The sequence below is a fragment of the Halorubrum salsamenti genome, assembly GCF_007671685.1.
Lineage (GTDB): Archaea > Halobacteriota > Halobacteria > Halobacteriales > Haloferacaceae > Halorubrum > Halorubrum salsamenti.
The window spans coordinates 143224-159089 of the sequence record NZ_VCNL01000001.1 but is presented as its reverse complement, the minus strand read 5'-3'; the positions used below and the strand labels follow the sequence as shown (position 1 = coordinate 159089).

The window sequence follows — 15866 nt, the reverse complement described above, 5'->3', positions numbered from 1 at the left end:
CCGCATTCAAAAGGGTCCCGAGACCTCGGGGAGTCGGAGTCCGGACGCAATACGTCCGGGAAGCGATGTCAACCCTTTTGCCCTCGACGGCGGATGTACCCCTATGGGCCTCTTCGACCGGCTGCGAGGGAACGACACGCCCCGCGTGGCGTTCATCGGGATCGACGGGCTTCCCCACCGCCTCGTCGCCGACAATCCGGACACGTTTCCGACGCTGTCGGCGATCGCCGACGAGGGCGACGGGGGACCGATCGACAGCGCCGTGCCGCCGGAATCGAGCGCGTGCTGGCCGGTTCTTATGAGCGGCGTGAATCCCGGGGAGACCGGCGTGTACGGCTTTCAGGACCGCGAGATCGGCTCGTACGACACCTACGTCCCGATGGGCCGCGACGTGCAGGCGACGCGGGTGTGGGACCGCGCGACCGACGCCGGCCTCGACGCGACGGTGATGAACGTCCCCGTCACGTTCCCGCCGCAGCGAACGGTCCAGCGCATGGTCTCCGGCTACCTCTCGCCCGACGTCGACAAGGCCGCCCACCCGGAGGAGCTTCGGAAGTACCTCACCGAGAGCGACTACAGGCTGTCGGTCAACGCGAAGCTCGGCCACCGGGAGGACAAATCGGAGTTCATCGAGCAGGCCCGCGAGACCCTCGACGCCCGCGCGGAGGCGCTCACGCGCTACGTCGAGATGGACGACTGGGACCTGTTCGTGGGGGTGTTCTCCACGCCGGACCGGATCAACCACTTCCTGTGGGGCGACTACGAGGACGGCGGGCCGTATCGCGAGGACATGCTGGCGTTCTACGCCGCCCTCGACGAGCACATCGACGCCATCCGGACGGCGCTCCCGAACGACGTGCGGCTCGTCGTCGGCTCCACGCACGGGTTCACGCGGCTCCGATACGACGTGTACTGCAACGAGTGGCTCGAACGCGAGGGATGGCTCTCGTACGAGGACGTCGACGACCACGGATCGCTGTCCGACATCGCCGGCGACGCCCGCGCGTACTCGCTCGTGCCCGGTCGCTTCTACCTCAACGTGGAGGGTCGCGAACCCGACGGCGTCGTCCCCGAGTCGGAGTACGAGGCGGTCCGCGAGGAGCTCCGTGCCGATCTCGAGGCGTGGGAGGGGCCGAACGGAAACCCGGTCGCGAAGCGGGTCGTCGAGCGCGAGACGGTGTTCCGCGGCGACCACGACGCCATCGCGCCCGACCTCGTGGTGATCCCGCACGAGGGGTTCGACCTCAAGGCCGGATTCCGCTCCCACGACGCGGTGTTCGACCCGGACGGTCCCCGGTCGGGGATGCACACCTTCGAGGACGCCGCGCTGTTCGTCGACCATCCGGACGCGAAGGTCGAGGACGCGGACTTACTCGACGTCGCCCCGACCCTCCTGCGCCTGCTCGACGTCGACTACGGTCGGACCGACCTCGACGGCGCGAGCCTCATCTGAGGTGGCGTCGACGTGGAACGCACGCCCGACGGAACCCCGGTCGGCGTCGACGACCCGTACGCGGTCGCCGGCGTCTGCGACCACCTCACCGACGACGGTCGCTGTCGATTCGCGCTGACGCGGTCGGGCGACGACCCCGAGTTCGCCGCCGAGCGACGCAGCGACGGCTACGCCTGCCACGTCGGCGCCGACGACGCGTGGCGCGCCTGCCCGCACTACCGATCGACGACAGAGGGGAAAGAGTGCTATCGATGCGGACTGACGGAGGTCCGGCTGGCCCACGACGACGCCCGCCCGCTGGTGGAGGAACACCACCTCTCCTACGGCGACGCTACTCCTGACGGCGATTCCTCCTCACCCGCCCTCCCCCCCGACATCCACGACCGTGATGACGCCGGCCCCCACGAGATCACCGTCGCGCTGTGTCGCTGGTGTCACACGAAGGTCCACAAGTCGTTCGCCCGGATCGACGACGACGCCAGTCCCGATCCCGAGGCGATCGGGGCGCGGGAGCGCCGGCGGAGCAAGGAGCAGTCGGAGTCCGCGTTCGAGACCGCGAGCGAGCGGTTCGACCGAGGAGAGTAACAGAGAACGCGGTGCCGGGGAATGTGGTGCGAAGGGGAGGTGTCGACCGGCGCGTCAGGCGTCCGGCTTCGGACGGATCAAGTTCGCCAGCGCGACGAGTAGTCCGAGGAACCAGCCGAGCGGGACGGAGATGCCGACCCACATCAGCACGTAGCCGAGGCCGGTGACGCCCCACTGCTGTCCGAACGTCTCCAGATCGAAGGCGCCGCGGAGCGTCTCGTTTATCCCGCCGACCGCGAGGAACGTGTCGAGGATCCAGCGCGCGAGCTCGTAGCTCGGGTCGAGGATCACGTTCGAGATCGAGGGTGTCAGCAGGGCCGCGACGACCGGCGGCAGGAAGATCGCCGTCATCGCGAACGGGTACGCGAGGGCGACGCTGACGAACCGACCGCCGGCCTTCGAGAACCCGGCAGCGAGTCCGGCGGCGGCCACGGCGACGACGCTGGCGCCGCCGATCCCGAGCATCACCTCGGTCGGCAGTTGGAAGTGCGCGAGGAGGGTCAAAGAGCCCCAGACGACCGTCGCGACGATCACCGCGCCGAGCACGCCGAACCGCGTGACCGCGGAGTCGAGCTTGGCGGCGTAGTACCGAGTGGCGAACCCGACGAGCAGGAGCGGGTACGTCACCGCCACGAGCGGGGCCCCGAGGACCGCCCAGAGGTAGTATCCGACCGACTCGACGGCGGTCTCCGGTTTCCACTTCCCCAACACCGCGCTCGGATCGAGCTGTCTGGGGAAGACGACCTCCATCCACGTCTCGTGGAGACGGACGACGTCAAGGAGGAGCGCTTCCGCCAGTCCAGTTTGTCCTCGGCGTTCCATTTGGCTCACCTCGCGCGCGACACACCGTGAACTTTGTGCCTTCGGCTCCGCCGAGATCGCGTCTCCGGGGGCTCGCGATCGCGGGGTTTCGGAACCGTTAACACCGACTTAACGGCTCAGAACGAAGAAATTATCAGATCGCCGTACCCGCGGCGATACGCTTAACCGTCCCAGCGGGCGTTATCTGGCGTATGCATAGACGCGGACTGCTCGCGGCGATCGCCGCATCGACATCCGTCGCGATCGCCGGGTGTACCGGCGGCGAGGACGGCAACTTCGAGTTCGACGCGGACCCGGCTAGGGTCCCGTCTTCGGCAGCCTCCGAAGCAGGGTACGAGGGCGAGGAGCCGAAGTCGTTCAACATCGAAGAGGAGTTCGAAATGGCCGGCGTGAACGCGCAGTTGTCCGCGACGACGTGGGCCGCCGGGTACGAGAACTCCGAGAACGGGTCGGCGCTGTTCGTGGCGAGCACCCCCAACGCGTCGGTGGGCGGGCAGTCGGTCAACCCCCTCGTCCGCGCGGACGACACGGAGCTGATCCGGCGGTTGTTAGAGCAGATCGATCAGCGCGGTATCACCGGCGAAGGCACCGATATCGAGACGAGCGACATCGAGGATCGAGGGTCGAAGACCCGCACCATCCTCGGCGAGGAGGTAGAGATCTCAAAGCTCGAAACGACCGTCGACGCGGAGGTCGACGCCGGCGACGGGCAGAGTGGGTCGGTCGAAGACGTTCCGGTGTTCCTGTACGTCGGGACGGTCCAACACAAGGAGGACGTGATCGCACTCGTCGGCGTCCATCCCACCGCCGTCGACGCCTCCGACTCACTGCTGTCCCTGATGGAACAGGTCGAACACTAGTCGACCGTTTTTGCCTTTTTAAGGCAGTTTTCACCCGTACAGCCTGTGATCCGGGCTGAGGATGGCGGTCGAGATCGCACGACTGCATCGCCTTCAACGAAGACGTTTCTGCGAACGGAAGCTTCGCGGTCCGCAACCCATTTATAACTAATCGCGCCGAATGCGACCACCTCGCGTTGTGAGACTGCGGTACGGACTCGTGCCGCCGCGATCCGCGGTCTGAGAGTCCGATAGCCGCCGCTCTAGCAACCGTGGACACGATAATGGATCGGAGAACAACAATTCGGTGTGTGTTGATCTGTACCCTCGTTCTCTCCTTCGGTGTTCTCTCCGTTATTGGGGTAGTGACCGTGAATGGGGCAGTTTGGAGTGTAGGAGGGGTAGATGACATTAGAGTAGGAACTAATGAGACACAAATAATTAGTGGGATTGAAACACGCGATGGAAATAAGGATGTCAAAATTCGAGTGGGAGATCTGATTAACAAAGGTGCTAAACTGGATGATGCAAATTCATCGTATACTGTACCTGATCGAGAAGATGTGGCCGGTTCAGATGTGTATATAAAAAACGAAAATAAAGAGAACGCTACGATAATTGTAAACAAGTCCATACCAGATGGGTCTGGATTTGATATAAAAATATCAAATATAGATACGAGGAATGTAAGTGTATACAACAATAAATTATCTAAATCTGACAAAGAAGTTGAATATAGTTTAGAGCAGGGGTTTTCTGAAAAATATATTCAATTTAGCATAGTTTCTCCTGCGGAGGTTAGTATCCAGAATGACACATACAGGAACGGAAACATTTCTCTTGAAGAATTAAAACTGATCAATAGCACAGATTATGTGGTGATTTGGAAGAGATCTAAGAGTGGAGAATTAGTCAAACAACTTGGGAGTTCACAAGGTAACAAAAAGAAAATCAATGTTACCAGTGAGAATGTAAGTGGTGAAATCGAACTCGCAGCAACAGTTCATCCAGGAAAAACAGAACCAAATACAGATATTATCCATGCAGCTGATAACCGATCTGTGCGGTTCCCAGTCCTAATAGAAGCAGTTCAAAAGCCAATACATTATTTTGACAACTCTTCAGTACAAAACAACACTAGATCTATTCTATCAATTTCATTTAATACAGAAATAAGCACAGAGGAGGGAAATATATCTATACTATTTTTTGATCAATCCAGATTAACGATCAATCTCAGTAAAGATACTAAACAGTACAATATGAATGGAAAGCGAGTTGATGTTTTATTAAATGGTACAGAATCAAATACTAGTAGAGAATTTCCCCATATAAGTGAGATTTCCATCGATAATCTTGAATCAAAACACTACAAAAGCACATTTGCTAAAAAGAAATACTCTCCTCGCCGAATCACCCATACTATTGAAAACAAGACAAATATAACTGCATCTCAGGGCTCGTATATTGGTCTAAATACAAGTGAGACTGCTACCATATCACTATCTTCAGAAGAACAAGATGCACAACAAATCCCGATCAATAAAAGTGGGAATATCAGAATCATCAATACAACAATTCTTTCAGAAGGAGAGTACGTAATTCAATCAGAGACAAAAATCAATCAGACACAAGTCCAGATCGTCAATACATCCTTATCACCAAATATACCAACCACGTCAGTCGAAAATGGCATAGTTTCCAAATTTGAATCAGACCAAGTAACTCGGGAAATCACCGCTAAAGTTTACAAAAGTTCGGAAGTGAAGAGGAAGACATTTACTATCGGTGCCACTGACAAGACTAATAAAATAATAAATGTTTCTGAGAGTGGAAACTACAAAATAGAATTCAGAGATATCGGTTCTAGTAAAGCCAGTAACAAAACAGCGACTGTATTAAAAGAGAAAGATGTCGTATCGAACCTTCCAGTATCAACTGAATCAGTATCCTCAGGACATATTCTGCCTATTGAAATCTCCTCAACATATAATACTACTAATGTATACCTCAACAATACAAACACCAACACCACAGCCGCCACCGTCGAACTCGCAACACCAGAGAAGGGACAGACGACGCTCAACTTCAATACGTATACGGCGGCAAACGGGTCTTTGAACGAGAGCGTCGCGGTGACTGGACCGGGAGCGTCGATCGAGTCGGTCACCACGTCGGAGAGAAACGGGACGCTCTCACCGGGGACCTATGAGATCGCGGTTCGGTCGGAACACGGGATCGCAACGACGAGCGACAACGCGACCGTAACGCTCGTGCGACGGTCGACGAACGGACTCGCCACCTACGCGGGGGTAGGGGCGGACCGGTCCGATCTCGGGAGCGCGGCGGCAGTACGGGATGCCATCGAGGGCGACGCTCTCTCGCGGTCAGAACGCATCGCCGCGAACGACACCGTGGTCTACGCTGTGAACGCGTCCGGACTGACCGGGCTGCCCGCGGCGCGGAACGCCACGCCGGAGACGGGCGGCGACCTCGACCGCCTCGACGGGATCGAGTTCGGCGTTCGATCGACGGCGGACGACGACGGACGAACTACAAGCGACGCGCTCGGCGAGACGCCGCGCAACTCGACGGTCCACGTCGACGAGACCGGACTCTACGTGGTCAGCGACGGCGACGACGCACTCCCGACCGACGGAGAGCCGGAGCCCGGCGAGGAGTTCACCGCCGAATTCCGCGTCACCGACGATCGCCTCCGGGAGGCCGCGTCGGATTCCCCGGACGGCCACCGCGCGACTGCAACCGTCGCGTTCGACGGCACCGATGCAGGCGATTCGTCGGACGATTCGTCGGGCGATTCGTCGGGCGACGGCCGCGAGCGGATCGCGTCCGGAGATCCCATCACCGGTGGTGGAGGCGGGGGCGGAACCGGCGGTGGTAACATCGGAACAGGCGGTTCTACGGGAGGTGCAACGGGAGACACGGAGAGCAACGGCGAGGGAGACGAACGGACCGAGTCCGCTCGGGGCGTCGGGTTCGGAACTCGTCCGAACGCCGAGCGCCGGACTCCGCATTTGAACGGACCGATCGCCGTGTCGACGCCGACAGCGGTCGAGGAGTACGGGGTGTCCAGAGGAACCGACGCGACCGACGCGACCGACGCGACCGACGCAACCGAGGACGGCACTCCGTCGATCGACGCCGAGGCTGCCGCCACGGGAGACGACGGTTCGGAGACCGCAAGCGACGAGACCGACGACTCAGATCGGGAGACACCGACCTACGAGAACGCGCCGATCCGGGTGACCGCCGAAGACGTTCCCGGATTCGGTCCGCTGGAGTCGCTTGCGGCTCTCGCGCTGGCGCTTCTGGCTGCGACCCGGAGACAGCGGGGCCACTGATTTGCGATCGATCGTGGATTCGGTACGGGGTCGGCGGTATCCTTTTGCTGGACCGCGCCCATCGTGAGCGTATGAGCGTCACCATTACCCCGCCACGGGAGCGCAAGTGCGAGCTGTGCGGCCGCGAAGAGCGGTGGGACGACGACGCCGACGGGTGGCAGATCGACGACGAGCCCGGCAACGTCTACTGCATCCACGAGTGGGACATTAACGGGACGTTCACTCCGCTGAGCGAGTGACCGAGGTTCGGGGCGAGGCGCTCATTTGCGCGCGTATTCCTCACCCCATTCTCGCCGCTACCGTCTCCGGCGCTGGTGCCTCTCGACGTGACCTCGAGCCGCCGGGTTGACGATCACTCAGTAGTATTCCGAATTCGACCACTAACGTCTCGGACATCCCAGATAACGATCCGGTTGTTTACTCAGTTTCGGGTATTCTCTGATCAAACACGAATTGTGTCATTGGAACACACGCCTTATGAATAATTACCTTATATTCCCTAATGTGTGTACTATGGATCCTACCCCTATCAGGGTCATACCTTTAACTCCTGGATCCAGAGTGTGTGGCATGACCGAGCCACGTAGTAACACCCGGGAGGTATCGGAGCGAGATCTCTCGGGCCACGGTGGGGGGCTTGCGACGGTAACGGACGAGCGTTCGAACTGCGGGATCGGCGGGATCGTCGACCTCGACAACGATCCGAGCCACGAGACGGTCACTGACGCCGTCGAACTGCTCGAGAACCTCGAACACCGGGGCACGACGGGCGCCGAGGAGGACACCGGCGACGGCGCCGGCATCATGGTCGCACGCCCCGACGGCTTCTTCCGCGAGGTCGTCGACGCCGACCTGCCCGAGGAGTACGCCGTCGGCTCGGTGTTCATGCCGACCGAACCGAGCGTGCAGGCCGAGATCCACGACGTCATCGCGGAGGTGTTCTCCGTGTACGGGCTGGAGGTCCTGGAGTGGCGCTCCGTCCCGACGGACAACGCGGACCTGGGCGCGACCGCGCTCGACTCCGAGCCGGAGGTCGCCCAACTGTTCGTCGCGCCCGTCGAGGGCGCCGGCCTCGCCGAGCGGTTCACCAACGAGGAGACCCGCCCGGACGACGCCGACCCGGAGACGCTCGGCTTCGACCGCGCGCTGTACGCCGCCCGCCGCGAGATCGAGAACGCGGTGTCGGAGGTCGACGGCGCCGGCCGGTTCTACGTCTGCTCGCTCGACCGCCAGCGCGTCGTGTACAAGGGGCTGTTGAAGGGCTCTCAGCTCGCCGGCTACTTCCCCGACCTGACCGACGAGCGCTTCGCGAGCCACGTCGCCTTAGTCCACGCCCGCTTCTCGACGAACACGCTGGGCGCGTGGCATCTGGCACACCCGTACCGCAACATCGTCCACAACGGCGAGTTCAACACGATCCGCGGGAACGTCAACTGGATGCGCGCCCGCGAGAACGACCTCGATCACCCGGCGTTCGGCGCGGAGCTCGACACGATCAAGCCGGTGATCGACGACCCGAACCAGTCGGACACCGCGAGCGTCGACAACGCGGTCGAACTCCTCCTTCAGGCCGGCCGCGACCTCCCGCACACCCTCCGGATGCTGATCCCGGAGGCGTTCCGCGACGACGACCTGATGGATCGGGCCCGCGCGGACTTCTACGACTACCACGCCTCGCTCGTGGAGCCGTGGGACGGCCCCGCCCTCGTCATCGGCTTCGACGGCGACCGCGTCGCCGGCGTCCTCGACCGCAACGGGCTCCGCCCCTGCCGGTACGAGGTGACCGAGGAGAACCGGCTAGTCGTCGGCAGCGAGGTCGGCGCGCTCCCGACCGAGCCGGCGGACGTGACGCGCCGCGGCCGGCTCCAGCCCGGTGAGATTTTCGTCGCCGACCCCGAGCAGGGGCGTATCGTCCCCGACGACGAGGTGTTCGACGACCTCACCGACGAGAAGTACGGCGAGTGGGTGGACGAGCGACAGGTCGACCTCGACGAGCTCGTCGAGGAGGACGGGATCGCCGCCGGGATCGGTTCGGACTCCGACGGCAGCGAGGTCGTGCCGGACGATGACGACGCCGAGACCGAGCCGACCGTCCGCGCCCATCAGGCCGCGTTCGGCTACACCACCGACTCGCTGAACCACCTCGTCGAGCCGATGGCGAAGGACGGGAAGGACCCGGTCGGCTCGATGGGCGACGACACCCCGCTGTCGGTGCTCGCCGACGTCGATAGACCGCTGTTCACCTACTTCAAGCAGCTGTTCGCGCAGGTGTCGAACCCGCCGATCGACTACATCCGCGAGGAGCTCGTCACCTCGCTGGAGACCCGGATCGGGAACCAGCGTAACCTGCTGGACGAGACGCCCGAACACGCCGAGCAGATCGTCTCCGACACCCCGGTACTCACCGACGCGGAGACGACAGCGATGCGCGAACTCCCCGGCCCGGGCGAACGCGCGCCGACCGACGGAGACGGGGACGAGCCGGACGCCGCGTCATTCACCTCCGTGACTGTCGACGTGACGTACGACCGCGACGACTCGCTCGTCGACGCCGTAACCCGGATCCGCGAGGACGCCGCGACAGCCATCCGGGACGGCGCCGACGCCGTGGTCCTCTCCGACCGGGCGGTCGGGCCGGACCGGCTCGCGGTGCCGAGCCTGCTCGCGACCGGTGCGGTCCATCACCACCTCGTGCGCAACGGGCTACGCAACCGCGCGGGGCTCGTCGTCGAGTCCGGCGAGCCGCACGAGGTCCACCACCTCGCGACGCTGGTCGGCTACGGCGCCGACGCGGTCGACCCGTACCTCGCGTACGCCTCCATCGCCGACGTCGTCGCCGGCCCCGACGGCGCCGACGAGGACGAGGCGCTGGCCGCCTACCGGCACGCGCTGGAGGACGGCCTCCTCAAGACGATGGCGAAGATGGGCATCTCGACGATGGAGTCGTACCAGGGCGCCCAGATCTTCGAGGCCGTCGGGCTCTCCTCCGAATTCGTCGCCGAGTACTTCGAGGGGACCGAGATCCGCACCGAGGGGATCGGGATCGGGGAGATCGAGGGCGACCTCCGGACGCGCCACGCGATGGCGTTCGGCTCCGACCCCGAACTGGAGACCACGGGCGAGTACGAACACCGCTCGTCGGGGGTCAAACACGGCTGGAACCCCCAGACGGTCGGGACGCTCCAGCAGGCGGTCCGCGGCGGCGACTACGAGCAGTACCGGGAGTTCGCGGAGCTGGTCAACGACCAGTCCGAGGAGCTACAGACGCTGCGCGGGCTCTTAGAGTTCGAGTCCGACCGCGACCCCGTGCCGATCGAGGAGGTCGAGCCGGTCGAGTCGATCGTCGAGCGCTTCTCGACCGCTGCGATGAGCCTCGGGAGCATCTCGCCGGAGGCCCACGAGAACAACGCGATCGCGATGAACCGGCTCGGCGCGAAGTCGAACACGGGCGAGGGCGGCGAGCCCCCGGAGCGGTTCGGGACCGAGAAGGAGTGTAACGTCAAGCAGGTCGCCTCGGGTCGGTTCGGCGTCACCTCCGAGTACCTCGCGAGCGCAGACGAGCTCCAGATCAAGATGGCGCAGGGGTCGAAGCCCGGGGAGGGCGGCCACCTCCCCGGGAAGAAGGTCAACGAGATGATCGCGCACGTCCGGTGTTCCACCCCCGGCGTCGGGCTCATCTCGCCGCCGCCGCAACACGACATCTACTCGATCGAGGACCTCAAGCAGCTGATCTTCGACCTGAAGGCCGCGAGTCCCGACGCCGACGTCAACGTGAAGCTGGTCTCCGAGGCCGGCATCGGCACCATCGCGGCCGGCGTCGCGAAGGCGAACGCCGACGTGGTCCACGTCTCCGGCCACGACGGCGGGACGGGCGCCTCCCCGAAGACGTCGATCAAGAACGCGGGGCTCCCCTGGGAACTCGGACTGGCCGAGACGAACCAGATGCTCCGCGCGACCGGCCTGCGTGACCGCATCCGCGTGACGGCCGACGGCGGGATGAAGACCGGCCGCGACGTGGCTGTCGCAGCCGCGCTCGGCGCCGAGGAGTACGTGTTCGGCACCGCCTCGCTCGTCACCGCCGGCTGCGTGATGGCCCGTCAGTGCCACGAGAACACCTGTCCGGTCGGCGTCGCCACCCAGCGGGAGGACCTCCGCCAGCGCTTCCCCGGCCAGCCGGACCACGTCATCAACTACATGACGTTCATCGCCCAGGAGCTCCGCGAGCTCATGGCCGAGCTCGGGTTCCGCGAGGTCGAGGAGTTCATCGGGCGGCCCGAACTGCTCTCCCAGCGCGAGACCGACCACGAGAAGGCGAAACACCTCGACCTGTCGGCGGTCATCGCCGAGCCCGCGGGCGACGCCCGGACGAAGACCCGCGAGCAGGACCACCCGGGCATCGACGAACTGCTCGACTGGGACCTGATCGAGGAGGCGAGCCCGGCCATCGAGGACGGTGCGCCAGTCGCGCTCACCCGCGACGTGGAGAACGTCGACCGCGCGATCGGTGCGACCCTCTCGAACCGGGTCGTCTCCGAGCACGGCGGCGACGGGCTTCCTGACGACACCGTCACCTGTCGGTTCGACGGCTACGCGGGCCAGAGCTTCGGCGCGTTCCTCGCGCCCGGGATCACGATGGAGCTGTCCGGCGCCGCCAACGACTACCTCGGCAAGGGGCTCTCCGGCGGTCGGATCGTGATCAACACGCCCGAGGAGGCCGGCTACGACCCCGCCGAGAACGTCGTCGCCGGCAACGTCGGGCTGTACGGCGCCACCGCGGGCGAGGTCTACGTCAACGGCGTCGCCGGCGAGCGGTTCGGCGTCCGCAACTCCGGCGTGAAGTCGGTCGTCGAAGGCGTCGGCGACCACGGCTGCGAGTACATGACCGGTGGGGTCGTCGCCGTGCTCGGCGACACCGGGCGGAACTTCGCGGCCGGGATGTCGGGCGGCGTCGCGTACGTGTACGACCCGGACGACCGGCTCGCAGACCGCGTGAACCGCGGGATGGTATCGGTCTCGGAGACCTTAGCGGAGTCCGACGAGCGCATGCTCCGCCGGCTCGTCGAGAACCACCACGCCTACACCGACAGCGACCGCGCGGCCGAGCTGCTCGACGACTGGACGGCCGCGCTCGACGACTTCGTCCGCGTCTTCCCCGACGCCTACGCCGAGGTCATCGCCGAGGGCACGGGCGCCGACGTGCGCGAGGAGCCGCCGGAACCCGCCGCCGCCGTCCCCGGCTCCGCGCCCGACGCGACCGAGCAGGCGTCGAGCGACGACTGATCCGACGAGATTCACGAGGCCCGTTTTTCAAACCGTTTCACCGCCTTCAGCGGCCCCTTCCAGGTCCCGAACGAGAGCGTGATCGAAACGCCGACGGTCATAAACGACGTGCGCTCGGCGTCGCCGGCGACGAGGGGCGCCACCGGGGGTGAGGCTTTGGAGGTGTTCACCGTCGAGTAGACGGAGCCTCGAGAAACACGATCACCACGTCCGATCGTCGGACTGCTTATTAGGCGCCGGTCGAACCTCCCTGCGTGGACGAACTCGTCGTGAGCACGGATGTGTACGCCGCTCCCGAGGACGTGTACGCGTTCCTGCTCGACTTCCCGCGGTACGCCAACTACTCGGAGTACCTCCGGGAGGTCCGGACCTTAGAAGGGGAAGGGGGACCGAACACCCGCTACGCCCTGACGTTCGCGTGGTGGAAGATCACCTACACGGCCCACTCGCGAGTGACCGGCGTCGAGCCGCCCGAGCGGATCGACTGGGAGATCACGAAGGACATCGACGCCAGCGGGTGTTGGCGGGTGACGCCGCCGGAGGCAGGAGGCGGTTCCGGCCCCACCGCCACGGACGACACGGACGACACAGACGACACCGCCGCCGACCCGACCGACCGCCCGTGCGAGGTCGCGCTCGAGGTCGAGTTCGATCCCGGCTCGGCAAGCTCTGACGCGCTCGATCTCCCGACGCTCGTCTCGTTCGATTGGGTAGTGAAGAAGGCGATCCCCCTGATCAGAGGCGAGGCCGAACGCGTCGTCGAGCGCGCCGTCCGCGACTTAGAGGACTCGACGCGCGACGTGGATCTCGACGTGTACGTCGATTCCGCGCGGATCTGAGCGCGTGTGGGAGTCGGTGGCGACGGTGTCCCCGAGTCGAAGGCCTTAATATATCCAGCGGGGAACGAATGGATGCGTACGAGGGCTCGTAGATCAGTGGTAGATCATCCCCCTGGCACGGGGAAGGCCCGGGGTTCAAATCCCCGCGAGTCCACTTCTTCACTCACTTCGTACGTTCAGTGGCTCCCTCGCTTGGTCCCGTTCGTTTCACTCACGGGACCCCCGCGAGTCCATGTTTTTGCGCCGCGAGCGACACTGCGAGCGGCGCGACACTGCGACCCGTTCGTAACCGACACCTGCGATTCTCGCCGCCTCAAGTACCGCGTCCGACGAGATCACGCCGACTCCGCCCCCGACCCCTGCATCCGTCTCGCGGCGAGCGCGAAGAGCCCCAACCCGACCAGGTAGAGCCGCCAGCCGCTGTTGGCGATCGGAAACCGCCGATCCACCGGCTCCTCGGTGACCTCCGCCGGATCCCGCGGCTGGACCGGATTGTTGACGTGGACCGTCTCCGTCGATCCCGTCGTCCCGGCGTCGACGCTCCGGGCGCCCGTCTCCGGGTCGGTCCGCACGTCGACGAAGGTCTGCACGACGCCGTCGGCCGTCGAGAGCAGGATCTCCCCGTCGAGCGCGAGGAACTGGTCCCGAAGCGGCCAGAGGAGGTTCACCCCGTCGAGGTGGGTCCAGTCGACCGCGACGTGCGCGAAGACGTGCGCGAAGATCGCCACCCACGCGACCGCGACCCATCGGTCGGAGAGCCGGTCGCGGACCAGCGATCGGTCCCGAACGCGGGTGTCGTAGTACATGAGCAGGGCGCCGACCGCGGGAAAGACGAGGTTGTGCCCGACCGTTCGGTGGGCGCCGGGCATGACCGGACCGAGGAAGCTGTCGGTCTCGGGGAGCACCAGCACGACGAGCAGGACCGCGAGCGCCCGGCGGTCGTAGTAGTCGCCGAGCAGCGCGGCCGCGAGCAGCAGCGCGAACCCGGCGTGGACGACGGTCGAGGGCACTACTCGGCCACCTCCCGTCGCCCGAACCGGACCGCGAGCGTCGCGACCGCGGCCGCGACGACGACCAGCTGCCACCCGCTCCGGACGAGCGACAGCTCGCGGTCGGCGTCGAGCGCGAGCCCCGGTCGTCCGTCGGGGTTCACGAACGTCGGGATCGCGTGCGAGGCGGTCGTCCCCGGGCTCGCGATCGGGAGGATTCCGGGCCCCTCCGCACCGAGCGCGACGAACGTCTGGACGATCCCCTCCCGTGTCGAGAACACGAGTCGCCCGTCGATCCGGTAGTAGGCGTCGTGGATCGGGTACAGCAGATTCGCCCCCGCCGACCCGAACAAGTCCGCCCCGACACCGGCGACGAGAAACGCCGCGAGCGCGACCCACGCGATCCGCACGCCGCGCCACCCGAACCGGGCGCGGAACCGGGACGCCTCGCTGACAGCGGTGTCCCAGTAGAGCGCGCCCGCCGCGAACAGCGGGAGCCAGATCGCGTGGAAAAGCGCGTTCGTCGCGCCCGGGAGAACGAGGCTCGCGACCGCGTCGAGGTCGGGAGCGACCGCGGCCGCGACGACGACGGCGACCGCGCGCCGGTCGAACGCGGCGCCGAGCAGGGCCGCCGCCAGCAACGCGCCGACGGCGGCGGCGACGAGCGTCGGAGCCATACCGCTCCTGACGGTCGCACGAGGATAAGCGCACCGGGGGAGGAGATCGATTCGGCTCCGGCGGATCAGGAGCCGTCTTCCGTTCTGACCGGATCCTCGTCCGAGTCCGAGTCCGAGTCCGGTTCGACCGCGTTCGCCGGGATGAACTCGTCAGCCTCGGGAGGCGCGGACTCGGCGGGCGGCGAATCGGCAGGCCCAGACTCGGCCGACCCCTCGTCCGCCGGCTCATCGTCAATCGCCGGATCGTCGACCGTCACCGGGCCCTCGTCGTCAGCCACCGATTCCTCGACCCCCGACCCTTCGTCCGCCCTCGGCTCACCGAGCAGCGCAGTCGCCATCTGCCGGCAGACGTACGCGAGGAGGTTCGTGACGTGGAGCGCCACGAGAACGGCGACGACGCCGACGGCGGCCGCCAGTAGCGCTTCGGGGAGCGCGTCTATCGCCCACGTCACCGGCTCCCCGTTGGACTCGCCGAAGTCGGCCACGTAGGGGTACCGCAGCGGAGCGAAGATGAGCGAGAGCCCGTTCGCGAGCGCGACCAGGGGGACGAACGCGAGGGCGGTGACGAAGAACTTCAGCGAGAGGAAACCGACGCCACGCCACGTCGACGCGGCGTCGACGTACTTCCTGACGCCCGCGACCGCGCCGTCCGCGTCGGCGGGCACGTCGTCGTACCGGTCGAGGTCCGTGCCCAACAGCCGGTTGGCGAGCCAGCGCTCGAAGCCGGCGGCGATCCGGGCGCCGAGAAGGGTCGCGAACAGGATGACGAGCCCGACGAGTACCACGGAGAGGACGAGTCCGAACACGAACCCGAACGAGAACAGCATCGAGTAGAGGAACCCGAGCGGAATCGCGAGCAGGAGGTACAACAGGTGTCTGTACGTCCGGCCGTCGACGAGGACACCGACGACCGGGAGGGTGGAGGGTGAACGGAGGGAGGCCATGCGCGGCCGTAACTGTTCCCTCCGCCGACATAAATCGGTCGCTCTCCGGGGCGCAGGACGGCCCGAGAGTCGCTAC

At 64.8% G+C, this 15866-nt stretch carries 12 protein-coding genes and 1 tRNA gene; 8 read left to right on the top strand and 5 right to left on the bottom strand.

From position 1 onward, the window contains the following. Window positions 1-103: 103 nt before the first annotated feature. Window positions 104-1453, top strand: a complete 1350-nt coding sequence (locus FGL94_RS00780) for an alkaline phosphatase family protein (RefSeq protein ID WP_144920015.1) — start codon at window positions 104-106, stop codon at window positions 1451-1453. Window positions 1454-1465: 12 nt separating this feature from the next. Next, complete coding sequence (locus FGL94_RS00775) at window positions 1466-2038, top strand: DUF7097 family protein (protein WP_144920013.1); 573 nt, start codon at window positions 1466-1468, stop codon at window positions 2036-2038. Window positions 2039-2092: 54 nt separating this feature from the next. Here the strand turns inward: FGL94_RS00775 and FGL94_RS00770 are convergent, their stop codons facing one another. After that, window positions 2093-2860 (bottom strand): hypothetical protein, encoded by a 768-nt coding sequence (locus tag FGL94_RS00770; RefSeq protein ID WP_144920011.1) that lies wholly within the window; start codon window positions 2858-2860, stop codon window positions 2093-2095. A gap of 191 nt (window positions 2861-3051) precedes the next feature. Here FGL94_RS00770 and FGL94_RS00765 point away from each other — a divergent pair, with 191 nt between their 5' ends. The 4 genes from FGL94_RS00765 to gltB all read left to right on the top strand — a co-directional run bounded on the left by FGL94_RS00765 (window position 3052) and on the right by gltB (window position 12341). Further along, a complete protein-coding gene (locus FGL94_RS00765; protein ID WP_144920009.1) occupies window positions 3052-3720 on the top strand; it encodes a DUF6517 family protein in 669 nt (222 codons plus the stop codon). Window positions 3721-4010: 290 nt separating this feature from the next. Then, window positions 4011-7061: a hypothetical protein gene (locus FGL94_RS18520; protein WP_241659093.1), complete on the top strand. Its 3051-nt coding sequence runs from the start codon at window positions 4011-4013 to the stop codon at window positions 7059-7061. A gap of 71 nt (window positions 7062-7132) precedes the next feature. Beyond that, window positions 7133-7300 (top strand): HEWD family protein, encoded by a 168-nt coding sequence (locus tag FGL94_RS18115; RefSeq protein WP_186313302.1) that lies wholly within the window; start codon window positions 7133-7135, stop codon window positions 7298-7300. Between the two features lie 331 nt (window positions 7301-7631). Continuing rightward, a complete protein-coding gene (gltB, locus tag FGL94_RS00755) occupies window positions 7632-12341 on the top strand; it encodes a glutamate synthase large subunit (protein WP_144920007.1) in 4710 nt (1569 codons plus the stop codon). Window positions 12342-12352: 11 nt separating this feature from the next. On the opposite strand, the gene FGL94_RS18110 is transcribed toward gltB, so the two are convergent. Beyond that, the gene (locus FGL94_RS18110; RefSeq protein WP_186313301.1) at window positions 12353-12511 is read right to left on the bottom strand and encodes a hypothetical protein; all 159 of its coding nucleotides are present in this window, start codon (window positions 12509-12511) and stop codon (window positions 12353-12355) included. A gap of 84 nt (window positions 12512-12595) precedes the next feature. Here FGL94_RS18110 and FGL94_RS00750 point away from each other — a divergent pair, with 84 nt between their 5' ends. Then, the gene (locus FGL94_RS00750) at window positions 12596-13180 is read left to right on the top strand and encodes an SRPBCC family protein (RefSeq protein ID WP_144920005.1); all 585 of its coding nucleotides are present in this window, start codon (window positions 12596-12598) and stop codon (window positions 13178-13180) included. Window positions 13181-13262: 82 nt separating this feature from the next. Further along, a tRNA-Ala gene (locus FGL94_RS00745) sits at window positions 13263-13334 on the top strand. A gap of 181 nt (window positions 13335-13515) precedes the next feature. Here the strand turns inward: FGL94_RS00745 and FGL94_RS00740 are convergent. From FGL94_RS00740 to FGL94_RS00730, 3 genes are all read right to left on the bottom strand, one after another. Then, entirely contained in the window at window positions 13516-14190 is a 675-nt protein-coding gene (locus tag FGL94_RS00740) for a metal-dependent hydrolase (RefSeq protein WP_144920003.1), read from the bottom strand. Continuing rightward, window positions 14190-14846 (bottom strand): hypothetical protein, encoded by a 657-nt coding sequence (locus FGL94_RS00735; protein WP_144920002.1) that lies wholly within the window; start codon window positions 14844-14846, stop codon window positions 14190-14192. The genes FGL94_RS00740 and FGL94_RS00735 overlap by 1 nt, the downstream gene beginning before the upstream one ends. A gap of 65 nt (window positions 14847-14911) precedes the next feature. Continuing rightward, window positions 14912-15790 carry a sensor domain-containing protein gene (locus FGL94_RS00730; RefSeq protein ID WP_144920000.1) on the bottom strand — a complete coding sequence of 293 codons (879 nt, stop codon included), beginning with the start codon at window positions 15788-15790 and terminating at the stop codon, window positions 14912-14914. Window positions 15791-15866: the final 76 nt, after the last annotated feature.